The following is a 16,206-nucleotide window of genomic DNA, read 5'->3' on the forward strand; positions in this document are numbered from 1 at the left end:
ATGGCCGCTCCCACAGGGGCTCCTGCTGGAAGATCACCCGGGGCTGGTACTGGCCATGTCCGCCCCGGCCGGCGCTGCTTCCCGCACCGGCCCGCGCGCAAGCAGCATCTCCAGCGCCTTGCCGGCGGCCGCGAACGCGAACGCGCCGGTGATGTGCGTGGCGGCACCCAGCCCGCCGCCGCAGTCGAGCTTGAAGCCGTCCTCGCCGCCGACCTGTGGCCGCAGCCCGCAGACGCTGCCATCGGCCTGCGGATAGCGCACGTTCTCGAGCGAATACACCGCCGGCACGCTGAAGTACCGCTTCGGGCCCTTGGGGAAATTGAACTCGGCGCGCAGCTTCTTGCGCACCAGGGCCAGCATCGCGTCGTGCTCGGTCTTCGACAGGTCGCGCACGCGGACCAGCGTCGGATCCACGCGCCCGCCGGCGGAGCCCACGGCCACCAGCGGCAGCTTGCGGCGCCGGCACCAGGCGATCATCTCGACCTTGCTGCGGAAGCTGTCGCAGGCATCGACCACGAGGTCGTAGCCGCGGTCCAGCAGCTGGTCGAGGTTCGAGGGGGTCAGGAAGCTTGGCACCGCGTGCACCACCATCGCAGGATTGATGGCGCGGCAGCGCTCCGCCATGGCCTCGACCTTGGCGCGGCCGTACTGGCCCTCGAGCGCCGGCAGCTGGCGGTTGGTGTTGGACACGCAGAGGTCGTCGGCATCGATCAGCGTGAGCGTGCCGACCGCGCTGCGCGCCAGCGCCTCGGCCACCCACGAGCCCACGCCGCCCAGCCCCACCACGGCGACGTGGCAGGCGGCGAAGCGTTCCATCGCGCCACGCCCGTAAAGGCGGTCGATGCCGGCGAAGCGGTCGGTCCAGGTCGTGTCCATGGCGGCATTTTAGCGACCCCGCCGCATACAATCCCCTTTTCGCCACGCCCACCTGGAGCCAGCCATGTCGACGCCGAAGCCGCAAGCCACGCCGAGCAACCCGTCCGCGCCGCGCCCGCCGCGCAAGGCACCGTCGGCCGCGAGCCGCTATCTGTTCGTGTTCCTGCTGGGACTGGTGATCGGCGTGGTGGTGGTGGTGATGCTGATGCGCACGCTGGAGGCCCGCAAGGGCTGGCAGGACCACTATCCGCACGCGGCGATGCAGCTGATGTCGGCGCACAGCGCCCAGCTGCGCCAGAAGCTCGAGGCCAACCGCTGCGCCGCCACCGACGTGCTGCCGCACCTGCAGGCCATGCGCACCCTGGGCAATGACCTCGACCCGGCCTTCCCCGACCTGCGCGAGAACACCCGCTTTGCCGCCCACACCGGCAGCTTCCGCGCCACGCTGGACAAGGCGCTCGCCTCGCCGCCGCTGAACTGTGCCGGCCTGAAAAGCACGCTCGAGGAGGTCGGCGGCGACTGCAAGTCCTGCCACACCGATTTCCGCGGCTGAGCGCGACGCCCGGGCATGAACGACTGCTGCACGACCCGGGGCGAAATGCGCCGCTGTCGCCGCGATTGATTGGCTGTTCACATCCGGCCACCTACCGTCTGCACCAAGGCATCCCTTCCCGTGCCGTGCAGGAGACCGCAATGAAGATCCGCCTGATCAGCGCCAGCGCGATGATTGCCGCAGCCACCCTGGTGGGCTGCGCAAGTACCAGCCCCGGATACTCGAGCGGCGGCTATGGCAGCGGCTACGGCAACACCTCCAGGGTGTGCGACACCTGCGGCGTGGTCACCCGGATCGACCATCGCGCGCGCGCATCCAACACCCCAAACGCCACCGGTGCGGTCCTCGGCGGCATCGTCGGCGCGGTAGCCGCCCGCGAGATCGCAGAGCGCAATACCGACAGCGATGGCCGTGCCAATACCGCGACCGTGGCCGGCGCAGTGGGTGGCGCCGTCGCCGGCAATGCCATCCAGAACCGGGTGCAGGGACAGTCGGTCTACGACGTCCACGTGCGCCTGGACAACGGCCGCATGACGGTGGTGACGCAGAACGACCTCGGCGGCATCCGCGAGGGCTCCTACGTGAGCGTTGCAAACGGCCGCGCCAGCGTCCGCTGACCCGACTCCAGACTCTCTCTTTTTTTACGGCCCGCACTGCGGGCCGTCTTTTTTGCGGCAGACTGACGCGATGGACCTCCAGAACCTCTACTACGCCATCGCCGCCGTGCTGGTCCTGGTCGGTATCGCCGGCACCATCCTCCCCGCCATCCCCGGCCTGCCGCTGGTCTTCGCCGGCATGGTGCTGGGCGCCTGGGCGGGCCACTTCGAACATATCGGCATCCCGACGCTGGTGGTGCTCGGACTGCTGACGGTCTTTTCCCTTGCGGTCGACTTCTGGGCTACCGCGCTGGGCGCGCGCCGCGTGGGCGCCAGCGGCAAGGCAGTCGCGGGCGCGGTGATCGGCACCTTCGTCGGCATCTTCTTCGGCCCGATCGGCCTGTTCGCGGGCCCGTTCGTCGGTGCGCTGGCAGGCGAGCTGCTGCATGGCCGCGGCGTGGCCCAGGCCACGCGCGTGGGCGTCGGCACCTGGCTCGGCATCGTTTTCGGCACTGTGCTCAAGCTGGCGCTGGCGTTCACGATGATCGGGCTGTTCGTGCTGGCGTGGATGTTCTGATCCGCCGCCAGAGCGCGCGCTAGACTGCGCCCCACCCTGATCGTGAAGCCCCGACGCCATGGAACGACGCCCGACGGCGCTGCTGCCCCTGCTCTGCATCTTCCCGTTTACCGTCGCCGCGCAGGTCGCGGACCCCGCGCCGGTGCCCGGCCTCCAGGCCTGCGTGGCGCTGGAAATCGCCGCCGAACGCCTGGCCTGCTACGACCAGGTCGCCGAGCGCAAGCTGCCGGGACCGGAGCAGGCCGATGCCGCAGCCGCGCAGGCACGCAGTGAAGTCCGCGAGGCCGGGCGCAGCCGCGATCGCGACACCAGCAGCGATCTGTTCCCCCACGACGACGACCCGCGCCGCGCGCTGGCCAACGCCGGCCGCGGCTCCCTGCTCGACAGCCGCTGGGAGCTGGCACGCGACTCCAAGCTCGGCACCTTCAACATGCGCGCCTACAAGCCGGTGTACCTGCTGCCCGCGTTCTGGAGCAGCAGCCCGAACAAGTCCCCGACCTCCTCGGCCGACGGCCAGGAACTGCAGGTGGACAGCGTCGACAGCATCGAGACGAAGTTCCAGATCAGCTTCAAGACCAAGGCCGTCGAGAACCTGTTCGGCGACAACGGCGACATCTGGATGGGCTATACCCAGAGCTCGCGCTGGCAGGTCTACAACAGCGACGCTTCCCGCCCCTTCCGCGAGACCAACTACGAGCCGGAAGTGCTGCTGGTGTTCCGCAACAACTACAGCATCGGCGGCTGGAAGGGGCGCATGGCCGCGGTCGGAATCAACCACCAGTCCAACGGCCGTAGCGACCCGTTCTCGCGCAGCTGGAACCGGATCATGTTCAACGTCGGCCTGGACCGCGAGGACTGGGCGATCACCTTCCGCCCCTGGATCCGCATCTCGGATGGCAGCGACGACGACAACCCCGGCATGGAGGACTACATGGGCCGTGGCGACGTCACCCTGGTGCACACCCGCGGCGACCAGACCTTCGCGCTGATGGCCCGGCACTCGCTGCGCGGCGGCGATCGTTCGAACGGCGCCCTGCAGCTCGACTGGGGCTTCCCGATCAGCAGCCACCTGCACGGACACATGCAGCTGTTCAGCGGCTACGGCGAGAGCATGCTCGACTACGACCACAAGGCGACCTACGTCGGCTTCGGGATCTCCGTGCTGGACTGGTTCTGAGCACGCCGGTTCGGGTCGTTCCGGGCCGCGACGGCAAGGGAGTTTCACGTTTCGCTGAATGCGCCGGCCGCACAGTGGCGCGACCGGCGCGTGCACGCCGAGGAACCCGATGAGCCTCAAGAACTGGAGTCGAAAGCACATGGCCTGGACCCTTGTCCTGACGGTCGCCATCACGGTGTTGGCCGTGGTGCTGGCGATGAACTTCGCCACGCCGGAAAAAAAGATCGAACGCAAGATCGCGCACCGGCATGCGATCACCGATCCGCAGTTCCGGCGCGAGATGTCGGTGCTGCTCGGGCCGGCGATCCTGCCCGGCAACCAGGTGACGGATTACGAAAACGGCGACGAGATCTTCCCGGCGATGCTGGAGGCGATCGCCTCGGCGCAGGAAACCATCACCTTCGAAACCTATATCTACTGGTCCGGCGACATCGGCCAGCGCTTTGCTGACGCCCTGGCCGAGCGCGCGCGCGCGGGCGTGGCGGTGCACCTGCTGGTGGACTGGGTCGGCAGCATCAAGATGGATGACGAGATGCTTCAGCAGATGAAGGACGACGGCGTGGAGGTGGAGCGCTACCGCCCGCTGCACTGGTACAACCTGGGGCGCATGAACAACCGCACCCATCGCAAGCTGCTGGTGATCGACGGCCGGGTGGGCTTCACCGGCGGCGTGGGCATCGCCGACCAGTGGACCGGGCATGCACAGGACCCGGACCATTGGCGCGAAGCGCACTTCCGCATCGACGGCCCGGCGGTGGCGCAGATGCAGTCGGCGTTCAACGACAACTGGATCAAGACCACCGGCACCCTGCTCAACGGACCGGCCTATTTCCCGGAGCTGAAGCCGGCGGGCGACATGGCGGCCCACCTGTTCATCGCGTCCCCGGCCGGTGGCAGCGAGAGCATGCACCTGATGTACCTGAGCGCGATCGCCGCGTCCGACCATACGATCGACCTCACCGCGTCCTACTTCGTGCCCGACGAACTGATCAACAAGGCGCTGATCGCGGCCCGCAAGCGCGGCGTCCGCGTGCGCGTGCTGCTGCCGGGCGAGCACATCGATTCGGAAGCCGTGCGCCTGTCATCCAAGGCGGGCTGGGGCGAGTTGCTGGAGGCGGGCATCGAGATCCACGAATACCAGCCGACGATGCTGCACGTGAAGCTGCTGATCGTGGACAGCGAACTGGTGTCGCTGGGTTCGACCAACTTCGACATCCGCTCGTTCCGGCTCAATGACGAGGCGAGCCTGAACGTCTACAACCGGGAGTTCGCGGCACGGATGACGGAAGTGTTCGAAAAGGACATGAAGGACGCGAAGCAGTATTCGTACGAGATGTGGCAGCAGCGGCCCCTGCGCGAGAAGTTCGCCGAGAAGGTCATCCGGCCGATCCGGTCGCAGCTCTGAGGCTTGGTGTGGTCGTGGCTCGGCGAGCTGTCGAGCTGTCGAGCTGTCGAGCTGTCGAGCTGTCGAGCTGTCGAGCTGTCGAGCTGTCGAGCTCAGTGTGCTCGCGGCGCGGCGGACAAACCACCTCCAGGGTTTGGGGCGTCAAGAGCGCGGGTGGGCGCCTTGTTCATCATGACCGGTAGACCGGGCGGCATCGTCCGATCGCCGCTATAGCGGCTCCCACAAGGGCGATGCCTGGTCACCGCGATGGAGTGAGCTGCTTTGGGGAAGCTGCGTCGGGGGAACTGCTTTGAGAGCTGCTTTGTGAGAGCTGCTTCATGAAAACTGCTTTGTGGGAGCTGCCTTGTGAGAGCTGCCTTGTGGGCGCAGCTTTGTGGGAGCAGCTATAGCTGCGATCCGGGACTTGCCTCGGCAATCGGTGCGGAGGGTGGGCGGGGTACGCAGCAAACATTCAAGGGCGGCTTCGCCGACCTGTTTGCGGAGTACCCCGCCCACCCTCCGCTGCCTCAGCCCGTCTCGACCACCGTCAGCGGAATCTTCCCGATCCGCGACTGCCACTCGCGCGGACCCGTCTCGTGCACCGACTCGCCGGTGGAGTCCACCGCCACGGTCACCGGCATGTCCTGCACCGTGAACTCATAGATCGCCTCCATGCCGAGATCCTCGAAGGCCAGCACGCGGGCCGCCTTGATCGCCTTGGAGACCAGGTAGGCCGACCCACCGACCGCCATCAGGTAGGCGGACCTGTGCTTGCGGATCGCCTCGATCGCGGCCGGGCCGCGCTCGGCCTTGCCGACCATGCCCAGCAGGCCGGTTTCCGACAGGATCTGCCCGGTGAACTTGTCCATGCGCGTGGCCGTGGTCGGGCCCGCGGGGCCGACGACTTCGCCGGCGACCGGATCCACCGGACCGACGTAATAGATGAAGCGGCCGGCGAGGTCCACCGGGAGCTTTTCGCCGCGGTCGAGCATCGCGACCATGCGCTTGTGCGCCGCGTCGCGGCCGGTCAGCAGCCTGCCGTTGAGCAGCAGCGTCTCGCCCGGTTTCCACGAGGCAACGTCCTCCGGGGTGACGGTATCAAGATCGACCCGGCGGCCCTTGGAGGCGTCATAGGTGATCTGCGGCCAGTCCTCCAGCGACGGCGGATCCAGCATCACCGGGCCGCTGCCGTCGAGGGTGAAGTGCGCGTGCCGCGTGGCCGCGCAGTTCGGGATCATCGCCACCGGCAGGTTGGCGGCGTGGGTCGGATAGTCCTTGATCTTGACGTCGAGCACCGTGGTCAGGCCGCCCAGGCCCTGGGCGCCGATGCCGAGCGCATTGACGCCGTCGAAGATCTCCAGGCGCATCTCTTCCAGCCGGTTGGACGCGCCGCGGGCCTTGAGGTCGACGATGTCGATCGGCTCCATCAGCGCTTCCTTGGCCAGCAGCATCGCCTTCTCCGCGGTGCCGCCGATGCCGATGCCGAGCATGCCCGGCGGGCACCAGCCGGCGCCCATGGTCGGCACCATCTTCAGCACCCAGTCGACGACGGAGTCCGACGGGTTGAGCATCGCGAACTTCGCCTTCGCCTCCGAGCCGCCACCCTTGGCGGCGACGATCACGTCGACCTTGCCGCCCGGGACCACCTTGAAGTTGACGATCGCAGGCGTGTTGTCACCGGTGTTGCGGCGGGCGCCGGCAGGATCGGCCAGCACGCTGGCGCGCAACTTGTTCTCGGGCAGGCGATAGGCGCGGCGCACGCCTTCGTTGGCCATGTCCTCGACGCCCATGGTGGCGTCGGGCCAGCGCACGTCCATGCCGATCTCGAGGAACACGGTGACGATGCCGGTGTCCTGGCAGATCGGGCGGTGCCCTTCGGCGCACATGCGCGAGTTGATCAGGATCTGTGCCATCGCGTCCTTGGCCGCCGGGGACTCCTCGCGCTCGTACGCTGCGGCCAGGTTCCGGATGTAGTCCACCGGATGGTAGTAGCTGATGTACTGCAGGGCGTCGGCGACGCTCTGGATGAAGTCTTCCTGGCGGATCTCGGTCACGGCGGGCTCTTGGACTGCGGGCTCAGGCGCCCATTTTACGCCGCCGCGGCGGCGCGGCTTAAACCCTTTGCCACGACGCTGCATCCGACTGGGTATGCTCGACGCCGCCATGACCCACAGCCTGCAAGCCCCGGGCGCCCTGGATACCGGGGACAGCGACCACGCCCTGGCGCTGGCGGCGGCCGGCGGTGACGTAGCCGCGTTTGAATTGCTGTATCGCCGCCATGCGGCGCGCGTCCACGGCGTGGTGCTGCGCCTGGCCGGTTGGCAACGCGCCCGCGCCGAGGACCTGGTGCAGGAGGCCTTCCTCCGCGCCTGGCAGGCGCTGCCGCAGTGGCGCGGCGAGGCCGCCTTCGGCACCTGGTTGCACCGGCTGGCGGTGAACACCGCGCTGATGGACCTGCGCGCACGCCGCGCGCGCCCGGCGCTCGACGGTGACGACGACGGGGTGCTCGACGCCCTGCCCTCGCCCGGTGCGGCCGGGCATGGCCCCGCCATGGCGATGGACCTCGCCCGCGCCGTCGCCACGCTGCCGCCGCGCGCGCGCGCGGTGCTGGTCCTGCACGACATCGAAGGCTGGACCCACGGCGAGATCGGCACCGCGCTGGACATGGCGACCGGCAGCTCCAAGGCCCAGCTGCACCGTGCGCGCGGGCTGCTGCGCGCCCGACTCGGAGACATGACATGAGTACGAACACGCACCCCGGCGGCCACGGCGGGACCGGTCCCGCGCTGCCCCCCGACCTGGCCGCGCGCCTGCGCGGGCTGCGCGAAGACGCCGCGCCGGAGCGCGACCTGTGGCCGGCGATTTCCGCCCGGCTGGAGCCACGGAGCGCGGCCGGCGACGCCCTTCGCGCCGGCAACGCCGGGAGCAACGCCGCCGCAACCGCCGCCACGCAGGCGAAGTGCACGCCGATGGCACCGCTCGCACCCGCGCCGCCGGCCGCGCCGCGTCGCCACCCGCGTCGCCACCTGCGCCGGCGCAATGCCGCCTATGCCACCGCCGCCGCGGTGGTGCTGGCGGTCGCGGCCGGCTGGCAGCTGCTGCCGGTGCGGGTTGCAGTCGACCCGTCGGCCAGCGGCCCCGCCAATGTGGTCGCCACCGGCGCCGCAGCCGGTGCCGCGTCCCCGTTACTGCAGGCCGCCGACGCACTGGCCCGCGAGTACCAGGGCGCCCTGCGCGAGGTGGAAGCCACGGGCACCGCCAGCGGCACCGCCAGCGCAGCCCCTTCCGGCCTGGACGCCGAGCTCGATCGCAGCGCCGCCGAAGTGCGCGCCGCGCTGGCCCGTGATCCCGACGCGCTGCACCTGTTCCACCGCTTGCAGCACATCTACGCCCACCGCCTGGCGCTCAGCCTGCGCCAGGCCTGACCCGAGGAGTTCCCACATGACCCGTCATCCCATCATCGGCCTCGCGCTCGCCGGCCTTGCCGGCCCGCTGCTCGCCGCCACCCCGATCAACGAAACCCGCCCGCTAGACGCACGCGGCAAAGTCGAGGTCTCCAACCTCAAGGGCCAGGTCGAGGTCCGCACCTGGGACCGCAACGAAGTCCGCATCACCGGAAGCCTGGGCGACGGCGTCGAGCGCCTGGAGATCGACGACGGCGGCCGCAAGCTGTCGGTGCGCGTGCGCTATCCGCGCAACGGCCGCGACAGCGAAGCCACCACCCTGGTGCTGGAAATCCCGCGCCAGGCCAGCCTTGACGTGGATTCGGTCGCGGCCAGCGTCGATGTCCAGGGCGTGGCCGGCGATGAGTTGGAGATCGACAGCGTCAGCGGCCGGGTGACCGCGGTCGGCGCGCCGCGCAAGGCCAGCATCGAGAGCGTCAGCGGTGACCTGAAGCTCAACCTCAACAGCCGCGAGGTCGATGTCGAGAGCGTGAGCGGCAAGGTTGCCCTGCGCGGCCGCATCGGTGGCCGCATCGACGTGGAAACGGTGTCGGGCGACATCGATATCGACACCCGCGGCGAGCGCCTGGCGCGGCTGGAAAGCAGCTCGGTGTCGGGCGATTCCGCCATCAGGGCAGGCATGGCCGACGGCGGCCGCTTCAGCTTCGAATCGGTCAGCGGCGACGTCCGCCTGGCGCTGCCGGCCGGCGTCTCGACGCAGGTCGAAGCCAAAACCTTCAGTGGCGACATCGACGCGCCCGGTGCCGACGTCGTGCGCAAGCGCGTGGGTCCCGGCGCCAGCCTCGAGCACCGCTACGGCACCGGCAGCGGGTCGGTCACCATCGAAACCTTCTCCGGCGACGTGGAGCTGCAGCTCGACTGAGCCCCAGTGCGACTCCCCCCTCGCTCCTCCCTCCCCCCGTAGGAGCAGCTATAGCTGCGACCGATCTCCCTTGTCAGAGCAGCTACACCGTTTGTGGGAGCAGCGCAGCTACAGCTGTTTGTGGGAGCAGCTATAGCTGCGATCCGCGCCACCTGCCCTGCCGCAAAGCCATCGCGGCTATAGCCGCTCCCACAGGTTGAGGCACCGGTGCCATCGCGGCTATGGCCGCTCCCACAGGTTGAGGCACCGGTGCCATCGCGGCTATAGCCGCTCCCACAAACAGCTGTAGCCGCTCCCACGGGCTTGCGGGGGCGCGCGTTGTAGCGGTCTGCACAGGGGTCGAGGCAAGATGGCGCGATGTCGACCGTCGCCAGCGCCGCCCGCAACCCGCCGTCCCCCGATCCGCAGGCGGGTCGCCCATCGCTTCGCGAACGGCTCAGCGCCCTGCGCAACCTGCCGCCGTTCCTGCGCGAGATCTGGCGCACCAGCCGGGTACTGACCCTCACCACGCTCAGCCTGCGCCTGCTGCGGGCGGTGCTGCCGGTGGCGATGCTGTACCTGGGCAAGTTGATCATCGACGAGGCGATCCGCCTGGTCGGCACCGGCGTGGTTGGCGATGGCTTCGCCGAGGCCTGGCGCAGCGGCCAGCTCGACTACCTGGCGCTGCTGCTGGCGGCCGAGTTCGGCCTCGCCATCGGCTCCGACCTGCTCGGGCGCGTGGTCTCGTACTGCGACCAGGTGCTGTCGGAGATGTTCACCAACGCCGCCAGCGTGCGCCTGATGGAACACGCGGCCACCCTGGACCTCGAAGACTTCGAGGATCCCGAACTGCAGGACAAGCTCGACCGCGCGCGGCGCCAGACCATGGGTCGGATGAACCTGATGGGCCAGCTGTTCGGCCAGGCCCAGGACGTCGTCACCATCGTCACCTTCTCCGCCGGCCTCATGATCTACGCGCCCTGGCTGATCCTGCTGCTTGCGGTGGCGCTGATCCCGGCCTTCGTCGGCGAGTCGCACTTCAACGCGCTCAACTATTCGCTCAACTTCCAATGGACCGCCGAGCGCCGACAGCTGGAGTACCTGCGCCAGACCGGCGCCAGCGTCGACACCGCCAAGGAAGTGAAGATCTTCGGCCTCCACCACTTCCTGGTGGAGCGCTTCCGCACGCTGTCGCAGGCCTTCCTGGTCGCCAACCGCAAGCTGGCCCGCCGGCGTGCCTTCTGGGGCACCCTTCTGGCCGCACTCGGCACCCTGGGCTATTACGTGGCCTATGCCTACATCGCCTGGCGCACGGTGCACGGCGATTTCAGCATCGGCGACCTGACCTTCCTCGCCGGCAGCTTCCGCCGCCTGCGCCAGCTGCTGGAAGGGCTGCTGGTGGGCCTGTCGCAGGTCGCGGGCCAGGCGATGTTCCTCGACGACCTGTACTCGTTTTTCGATATCGAGCCGGAGATCGTGTCGAAGCCGGGGGCATCGGCCATCCCGCGGCCCATCGCCAGCGGCTTCGTGTTCGAGAACGTCGGCTTCCGCTACCCCGATGCCGCCCGCTGGGCGCTGCGCGGCGTCGAGTTCGAGCTGCGCGCGGGCGAAGTGCTGGCCCTGGTCGGCGAGAACGGCGCCGGCAAGACCACCCTGGTCAAGCTGCTTTCGCGCCTGTACGACCCCGACGAGGGCCGGATCCTGCTCGACGGCCGCGATCTGCGCGACTACGACCTCGACGACCTGCGCGCCAACATCGGCGTGATCTTCCAGGACTTCGTGCGCTTCCACATGACCGCGGCCGAGAACATCGGCGTCGGCCAGATCGACGCCATGGACGACCGCGAGCGCATCGAGGCCGCGGCGCGCCGGGCCATGGCCGACGAGGTCATCACCGGCCTGCCCCGCGGCTACGACCAGGTGATCGGCCGCCGCTTCAAGACCGGCGTCGATCTCTCCGGCGGCCAGTGGCAGAAGGTCGCCATCGCCCGCGCCTACATGCGCGACGCCCAGGTCATGATCCTCGACGAGCCCACCGCGGCGCTGGATGCACGCAGCGAGTACGAGGTGTTCCAGCGCTTCCGCGAACTCTCCGACCAGCGCACCACGGTGCTGATCTCGCACCGCTTCTCCAGCGTCCGCATGGCCGACCGCATCCTGGTGATGGCCGACGGCCTGATCGAGGCCAGCGGAACCCACGAAGAGCTGATGGCCGCCGGTGGCCGCTATGCCGAACTGTTCGAGCTCCAGGCCGCCGGCTACCGCTGACGCCCCACCGATCCACTGTGGGAGCGGCCTTGTGCCGGAGTGGCCTTGTGTGGGGGCGGCTTGTGTGGGAGCGGGCTTGTGTGGGAGCGGCTATAGCCGCGATTGTGGGACCGATTTTCTGGGAGCGGCTATAGCCGCGAAAAGGCCCGTTCGCGACATACGGCAGTTCGGGGATCCCGGCCTTCGCTCCGGACACATGGTTCGATCGCCGCTATAGCGGCTCCCACCGGGGGGCGTACAATAAGCCGGTTTCCTTCCCCTCCGGCCCAAGACAGCATGTCCTCAGCGTTTGGCACCGAAACGGTGCTGGACGTCCGTCACTGGACGGACGACTACTTCAGCTTCACCACCACCCGCGACGACGGCTTCCGCTTCGACAACGGCCAGTTCGTGATGATCGGCCTGCCGGTCGAACAGCCCGACGGCAGCACGAAGCCGCTCATGCGCGCGTATTCGATCGCCAGCGCGAACTGGGAAGAGCAGCTGGAGTTCTTCAGCATCAAGGTCGCCAACGGGCCGCTGACCTCGCGCCTGCAGCACATCGCCGCGGGCGATGAAGTGCTGATCGGCCGCAAGCCCACCGGCACCCTGCTGATCAGCGACCTGCATCCCGGCCGCAACCTGTACCTGCTGGGCACCGGCACCGGCTTCGCGCCGTGGCTGTCGATCATCAAGGACCCGGAAACCTACGAGCGCTTCGAGCGCGTGGTGCTCTGCCACGGCGTGCGCAACGAGGCCGACCTCTGCTATCGCGACTACATCGTCAACGAGCTGCCGCGCCATGAACTGCTCGGCGACATCCTGCGCCAACGCCTGCTCTACTACCCGGCGGTCACCCGCGAGGACTTCGTGTTCGACGGCCGCCCGCATCGCGGCCGCCTGACCGACCTGATGGCCACCGGCCAGATGATGGCCGACCTCGGCCTGGACGCGCTTGATCCCGCACGCGACCGCGCCATGATCTGCGGCAGCCCGGGCATGCTGGCCGACTTCCGCGCGCTGCTCGATGGCCGCGGCTTCACGCCGTCGATGCGCATCGGCGTGGTCGGCGACTATGTCTTCGAACGGGCCTTCGTCGAAAAGTGAGCCGGCGGCGCCATGCCGCGGCGTCCCGCACCGCGTAGAATCCCGCCATCACGCACGAGTCCCGAGGAAATCCGCATGAAGATCCTGGTTGCCGTTGACGGCAGCGACATCAGCGTCCGCGCCGCCAGGCACGCCAACACGCTGGCAAAGAGCCTGGCCAAGCCGGCGAAGATCTTCCTGGTCGCGGTGGATGCCGCGCCCTTCCCCGGCGTCGTCACCCGCATCGGCAGGGAGGCGATGGATACCATCCACGCCGAAAACCACGAGCGCATGCTCGCGCCGGCACGCAAGGCGCTGGCCCGAAGCAAGGCCGACGTGCGCGAACTGGCCGTCGTCGGCGAGCCGTCCGAAGCCATCCTCGCCGCCGCGAAGGACAGCAAGGCCGACCTGGTGGTGATGGGCTCGCACGGCCGCGGCTCGGTCAAGGGCATCCTGCTGGGCTCGGTGTCGAGCAAGGTCATCGCTCAGAGCGAACTGCCGGTCACCATCGTCCGCTGACTCCCACAGGCAGTGCTGCAGGGCCCATGCCTTTCGTCACGGGGGCGGCGCTGCGGCTCGGGTTAACCTAGGGGACTCAGTCCCGCAAGGAAACGCCCGATGAAGCATCCGCTGTCGCTCGCCCTGGCCATGGCCATCGCCGGCGCAGGCATGTCGCCTGCCCTCGCCCAGTCCACCTCCGATGCGGAGGCCACCGTGTCCGCCAGCGCCGCTGCCCTCAAGGACAATCCGTTCGCGGCGAAGAGCACGCTGCCGCTGCAGTACCCGCACTTCGACAGGATCCGCGACGAGCACTTCGCCCCGGCCTTCGAGGCCGGCATGGCCGAACAGCTCGCCGAGGTCCGCGCGATCGCCGACAACCCGGAACCGGCGACCTTCGAGAACACCATCCTGCCGCTGGAAACCAACGGCAAGACCCTGGGCCGCGCGATGCGCGTGTTCTTCAACCTGGTCGGCACCGACACCAACGACGCGCGCAAGAAGCTGCAGGCCGACTATTCGGCGAAGTTCGCCGCCCACCGCGACGCGGTCTCGCTGGACCCGAAGCTGTTCGCGCGCATCAAGACGCTGCATGACAAGCGCGAGACCCTGGGGCTGGACGCCGAAGGCGTGCGCCTGGTCGAGGAGTACTACAAGGACCTGGTGCGCTCCGGCGCCGCGCTCGACGAGACCCAGAAGGCGCGCCTGAAGGAGATCAACTCCGAACTGGCGACGCTCGGCACCACCTTCAGCCAGAACGTGCTGGCCGAGGTCAACGATTCCGCCGTGGTGGTCGACACCGCCGCCGAGCTGGAAGGCCTGACGCCGGAACAGGTCACCGCCGCTGCCAATGCCGCCAAAACGCGCGGCCACGAAGGCAAGTACGTCATCACCCTGCTCAACACCACCGGCCAGCCGCCGCTGTCGCAGCTGGCCAACCGCGAGCTGCGCGAACGCATCCACAAGGCCTCGGTGGTCCGCGGCGCGCGCGGCAACCAGTGGGACAACCGCGAAATCGTCGCCACCGTGCTGAAGCTGCGCGCCGAGCGCGCGAAGATGCTGGGCTTCGACACCTACGCCGACTACGTGCTCGACGGCGAAACCGCCAAGACCACCGATGCCGTCAACGCCATGCTCGGCCAGCTGGCGCCCGCCGCGGTCGCCAACGCCCGCCGCGAGGCCGACAAGCTGCAGGCGATGATCGATTCCGAGCAGAAGGCCAAGGGCGAGGCGTCGTTCAAGCTCGAGCCCTGGGACTGGGCCTACTACACCGAGAAGGTGCGCAAGGCCGAGTACGACTTCGACGAGTCGCAGCTCAAGCCCTACCTGGAGATGAAGAACGTGCTGGAGAACGGCGTGTTCTTCGCCGCCAACCAGCTCTACGGCATCAGCTTCAAGGAGCGCACCGACCTGCCGAAGTACCACGAGGACACCTGGGTCTACGAGGTCTCCAACGCCGACGGCAGCCAGCTCGCGTTCTTCATCTTCGATCCCTACGCGCGCGACTCCAAGCGCGGCGGCGCCTGGATGAGCGGCTACGTCTCGCAGTCGGAGCTCGAGGGCACCAAGCCGGTGGTCGCCAACCACCAGAACATCCCCAAGCCCGAGGCCGGCAAGCCGACGCTGCTGACCTGGGACGAGGTCACCACGATGTTCCACGAGTTCGGCCATGGCCTGCACGGCATGTTCTCGGACGTGAAGTACCCCTACTTCTCCGGCACCAGCGTGCCGCGCGACTTCGTCGAGTTCCCCTCGCAGGTCAACGAGATGTGGTCCGACTGGCCGTCGGTCCTGGCCAACTACGCCAAGCACCACGAGACCGGCGAGCCGATGCCGCAGGCGCTGCTGGACAAGGTGGTCGCGACCGCCAAGTTCAACCAGGGCTTCGCCACCACCGAGTACCTGGGCGCGGCGATGCTCGACCAGTACCTGCACCAGCTGCCGGCCGATCGCCTGCCGGCTGCCGGCGACGTGCTCGCCACCGAAGCCACCGCGCTCAAGGCCGCCGGCCTGGACTTCGTCGCGGTGCCGCCGCGCTACCGCACCACGTACTTCAGCCACATCATGGGCGGCTACGCGGCCGGCTACTACGCCTACATCTGGTCCGAGGTGCTGGACGCCAACACCGTGGCCTGGATCGAGGAGAACGGCGGCCTGACCCGCGCCAACGGCGACCGTTTCCGCGCCACGCTGCTGTCGCAGGGCGGCAGCAAGGACGCGCTGCAGCTGTTCACCGACTTCTCGGGCAAGACGCCGGATATCACGCCGCTGCTGGTGAAGCGTGGCCTGGATGCCACCACCGAGGACGGCGCCCCGCCGTCCGGAACCATCCAGCAGGACTGATGCAAGCAGACTTCCCCCGCTCCGGCGGGGGAAGTCTTTTGTGGAGCAGCCGCAGGAGCGTCATAGCCGCGATCGATTGCTGCGGATCGCGGCTATGGCCGCTCCCACAAAGAAGGTTCTTCTCCCAAGTGAGGGAGAGACGTACGGCCGACCCGGCGTTGTGGCTGGTTCTTCTCGAGGCTCCGGGGTGCTGACGTGACAGTTGGAGCACGTTGTTGCGCGGGAGCTGCGCCGTTCTGGTCCGCGCTGCCCGTCCCGCGCATTTCTCCGTTGTGGTCCGCGCTGCCCGTCCCGCACACAGGGGGTGTGCTGCGCCGGCCGTCTCCGCGTCCTGCTCCCAGCGGCCGGGCGCCGGCCATCCATGGCCGGCTCTCCGCACACCCCCTGTGCACGGGACGGGCCGTGGCGTTTTCCTGCTTCGGGACGAAGATCAAGAGCGGGCGCGCGCTCGCGGTCGTGGCCGTAGCCGTGACCGTGGCGTGGCGATGCCGCTTGACGGCCCGCCGGGTTTCGACTTGGGCGCCGCTGACTTTCTCCCCCGACCGCCAAGAAGGTTCGGGCCCG

14 protein-coding genes are annotated in these 16,206 nt (G+C 68.7%); 12 read left to right on the plus strand and 2 right to left on the minus strand.

All coding sequences use genetic code 11. The features are described from left to right. Nucleotides 1-33: 33 nt before the first annotated feature. A complete protein-coding gene (locus WCD84_RS10255; protein ID WP_343281310.1) occupies nucleotides 34-876 on the minus strand; it encodes a tRNA threonylcarbamoyladenosine dehydratase in 843 nt (280 codons plus the stop codon). A 64-nt stretch (nucleotides 877-940) separates the two neighbouring features. Here WCD84_RS10255 and WCD84_RS10260 point away from each other — a divergent pair, with 64 nt between their 5' ends. The 5 genes from WCD84_RS10260 (at nucleotide 941) to WCD84_RS10280 (ending at nucleotide 5,184) form a co-directional block, all read left to right on the plus strand. Beyond that, nucleotides 941-1,429: a hypothetical protein gene (locus WCD84_RS10260; protein WP_343255388.1), complete on the plus strand. Its 489-nt coding sequence runs from the start codon at nucleotides 941-943 to the stop codon at nucleotides 1,427-1,429. 140 nt (nucleotides 1,430-1,569) lie between these two features. Continuing rightward, entirely contained in the window at nucleotides 1,570-2,046 is a 477-nt protein-coding gene (locus WCD84_RS10265) for a peptidoglycan-associated outer membrane lipoprotein precursor (RefSeq protein WP_343255387.1), read from the plus strand. A gap of 70 nt (nucleotides 2,047-2,116) precedes the next feature. Next, nucleotides 2,117-2,602: a DUF456 domain-containing protein gene (locus WCD84_RS10270; RefSeq protein ID WP_343255386.1), complete on the plus strand. Its 486-nt coding sequence runs from the start codon at nucleotides 2,117-2,119 to the stop codon at nucleotides 2,600-2,602. A 58-nt stretch (nucleotides 2,603-2,660) separates the two neighbouring features. Further along, complete coding sequence (locus WCD84_RS10275) at nucleotides 2,661-3,779, plus strand: phospholipase A (protein ID WP_343281311.1); 1,119 nt, start codon at nucleotides 2,661-2,663, stop codon at nucleotides 3,777-3,779. A gap of 139 nt (nucleotides 3,780-3,918) precedes the next feature. Continuing rightward, on the plus strand, nucleotides 3,919-5,184 hold the full coding sequence (locus WCD84_RS10280) for a phospholipase D-like domain-containing protein (protein WP_343281317.1): 1,266 nt from the start codon (nucleotides 3,919-3,921) through the stop codon (nucleotides 5,182-5,184). A gap of 506 nt (nucleotides 5,185-5,690) precedes the next feature. On the opposite strand, the gene WCD84_RS10285 is transcribed toward WCD84_RS10280, so the two are convergent. Continuing rightward, on the minus strand, nucleotides 5,691-7,217 hold the full coding sequence (locus WCD84_RS10285) for a fumarate hydratase (protein WP_343255384.1): 1,527 nt from the start codon (nucleotides 7,215-7,217) through the stop codon (nucleotides 5,691-5,693). 94 nt (nucleotides 7,218-7,311) lie between these two features. Here WCD84_RS10285 and WCD84_RS10290 point away from each other — a divergent pair, with 94 nt between their 5' ends. From WCD84_RS10290 to WCD84_RS10320, 7 genes are all read left to right on the plus strand, one after another. After that, a complete protein-coding gene (locus tag WCD84_RS10290; RefSeq protein WP_449280101.1) occupies nucleotides 7,312-7,905 on the plus strand; it encodes an RNA polymerase sigma factor in 594 nt (197 codons plus the stop codon). Beyond that, a complete protein-coding gene (locus WCD84_RS10295; protein ID WP_343281312.1) occupies nucleotides 7,902-8,588 on the plus strand; it encodes a hypothetical protein in 687 nt (228 codons plus the stop codon). Before WCD84_RS10290 ends, WCD84_RS10295 begins: the two co-directional genes overlap by 4 nt. A gap of 16 nt (nucleotides 8,589-8,604) precedes the next feature. Next, nucleotides 8,605-9,489 (plus strand): DUF4097 family beta strand repeat-containing protein, encoded by an 885-nt coding sequence (locus tag WCD84_RS10300; RefSeq protein ID WP_343281313.1) that lies wholly within the window; start codon nucleotides 8,605-8,607, stop codon nucleotides 9,487-9,489. Nucleotides 9,490-9,846: 357 nt separating this feature from the next. Beyond that, nucleotides 9,847-11,736 (plus strand): ABC transporter ATP-binding protein, encoded by a 1,890-nt coding sequence (locus tag WCD84_RS10305; RefSeq protein WP_343255380.1) that lies wholly within the window; start codon nucleotides 9,847-9,849, stop codon nucleotides 11,734-11,736. Between the two features lie 276 nt (nucleotides 11,737-12,012). Then, on the plus strand, nucleotides 12,013-12,822 hold the full coding sequence (locus tag WCD84_RS10310) for a ferredoxin--NADP reductase (protein ID WP_343281314.1): 810 nt from the start codon (nucleotides 12,013-12,015) through the stop codon (nucleotides 12,820-12,822). A 75-nt stretch (nucleotides 12,823-12,897) separates the two neighbouring features. Beyond that, the gene (locus WCD84_RS10315; protein WP_343255378.1) at nucleotides 12,898-13,320 is read left to right on the plus strand and encodes a universal stress protein; all 423 of its coding nucleotides are present in this window, start codon (nucleotides 12,898-12,900) and stop codon (nucleotides 13,318-13,320) included. A 111-nt stretch (nucleotides 13,321-13,431) separates the two neighbouring features. After that, entirely contained in the window at nucleotides 13,432-15,642 is a 2,211-nt protein-coding gene (locus WCD84_RS10320) for a M3 family metallopeptidase (protein WP_343281319.1), read from the plus strand. The last annotated feature ends 564 nt before the right edge of the window (nucleotides 15,643-16,206 follow it).

This window comes from Luteimonas changyuni (genome assembly GCF_039548395.1).
In the GTDB taxonomy this organism is placed as follows: Bacteria; Pseudomonadota; Gammaproteobacteria; order Xanthomonadales; family Xanthomonadaceae; genus Luteimonas.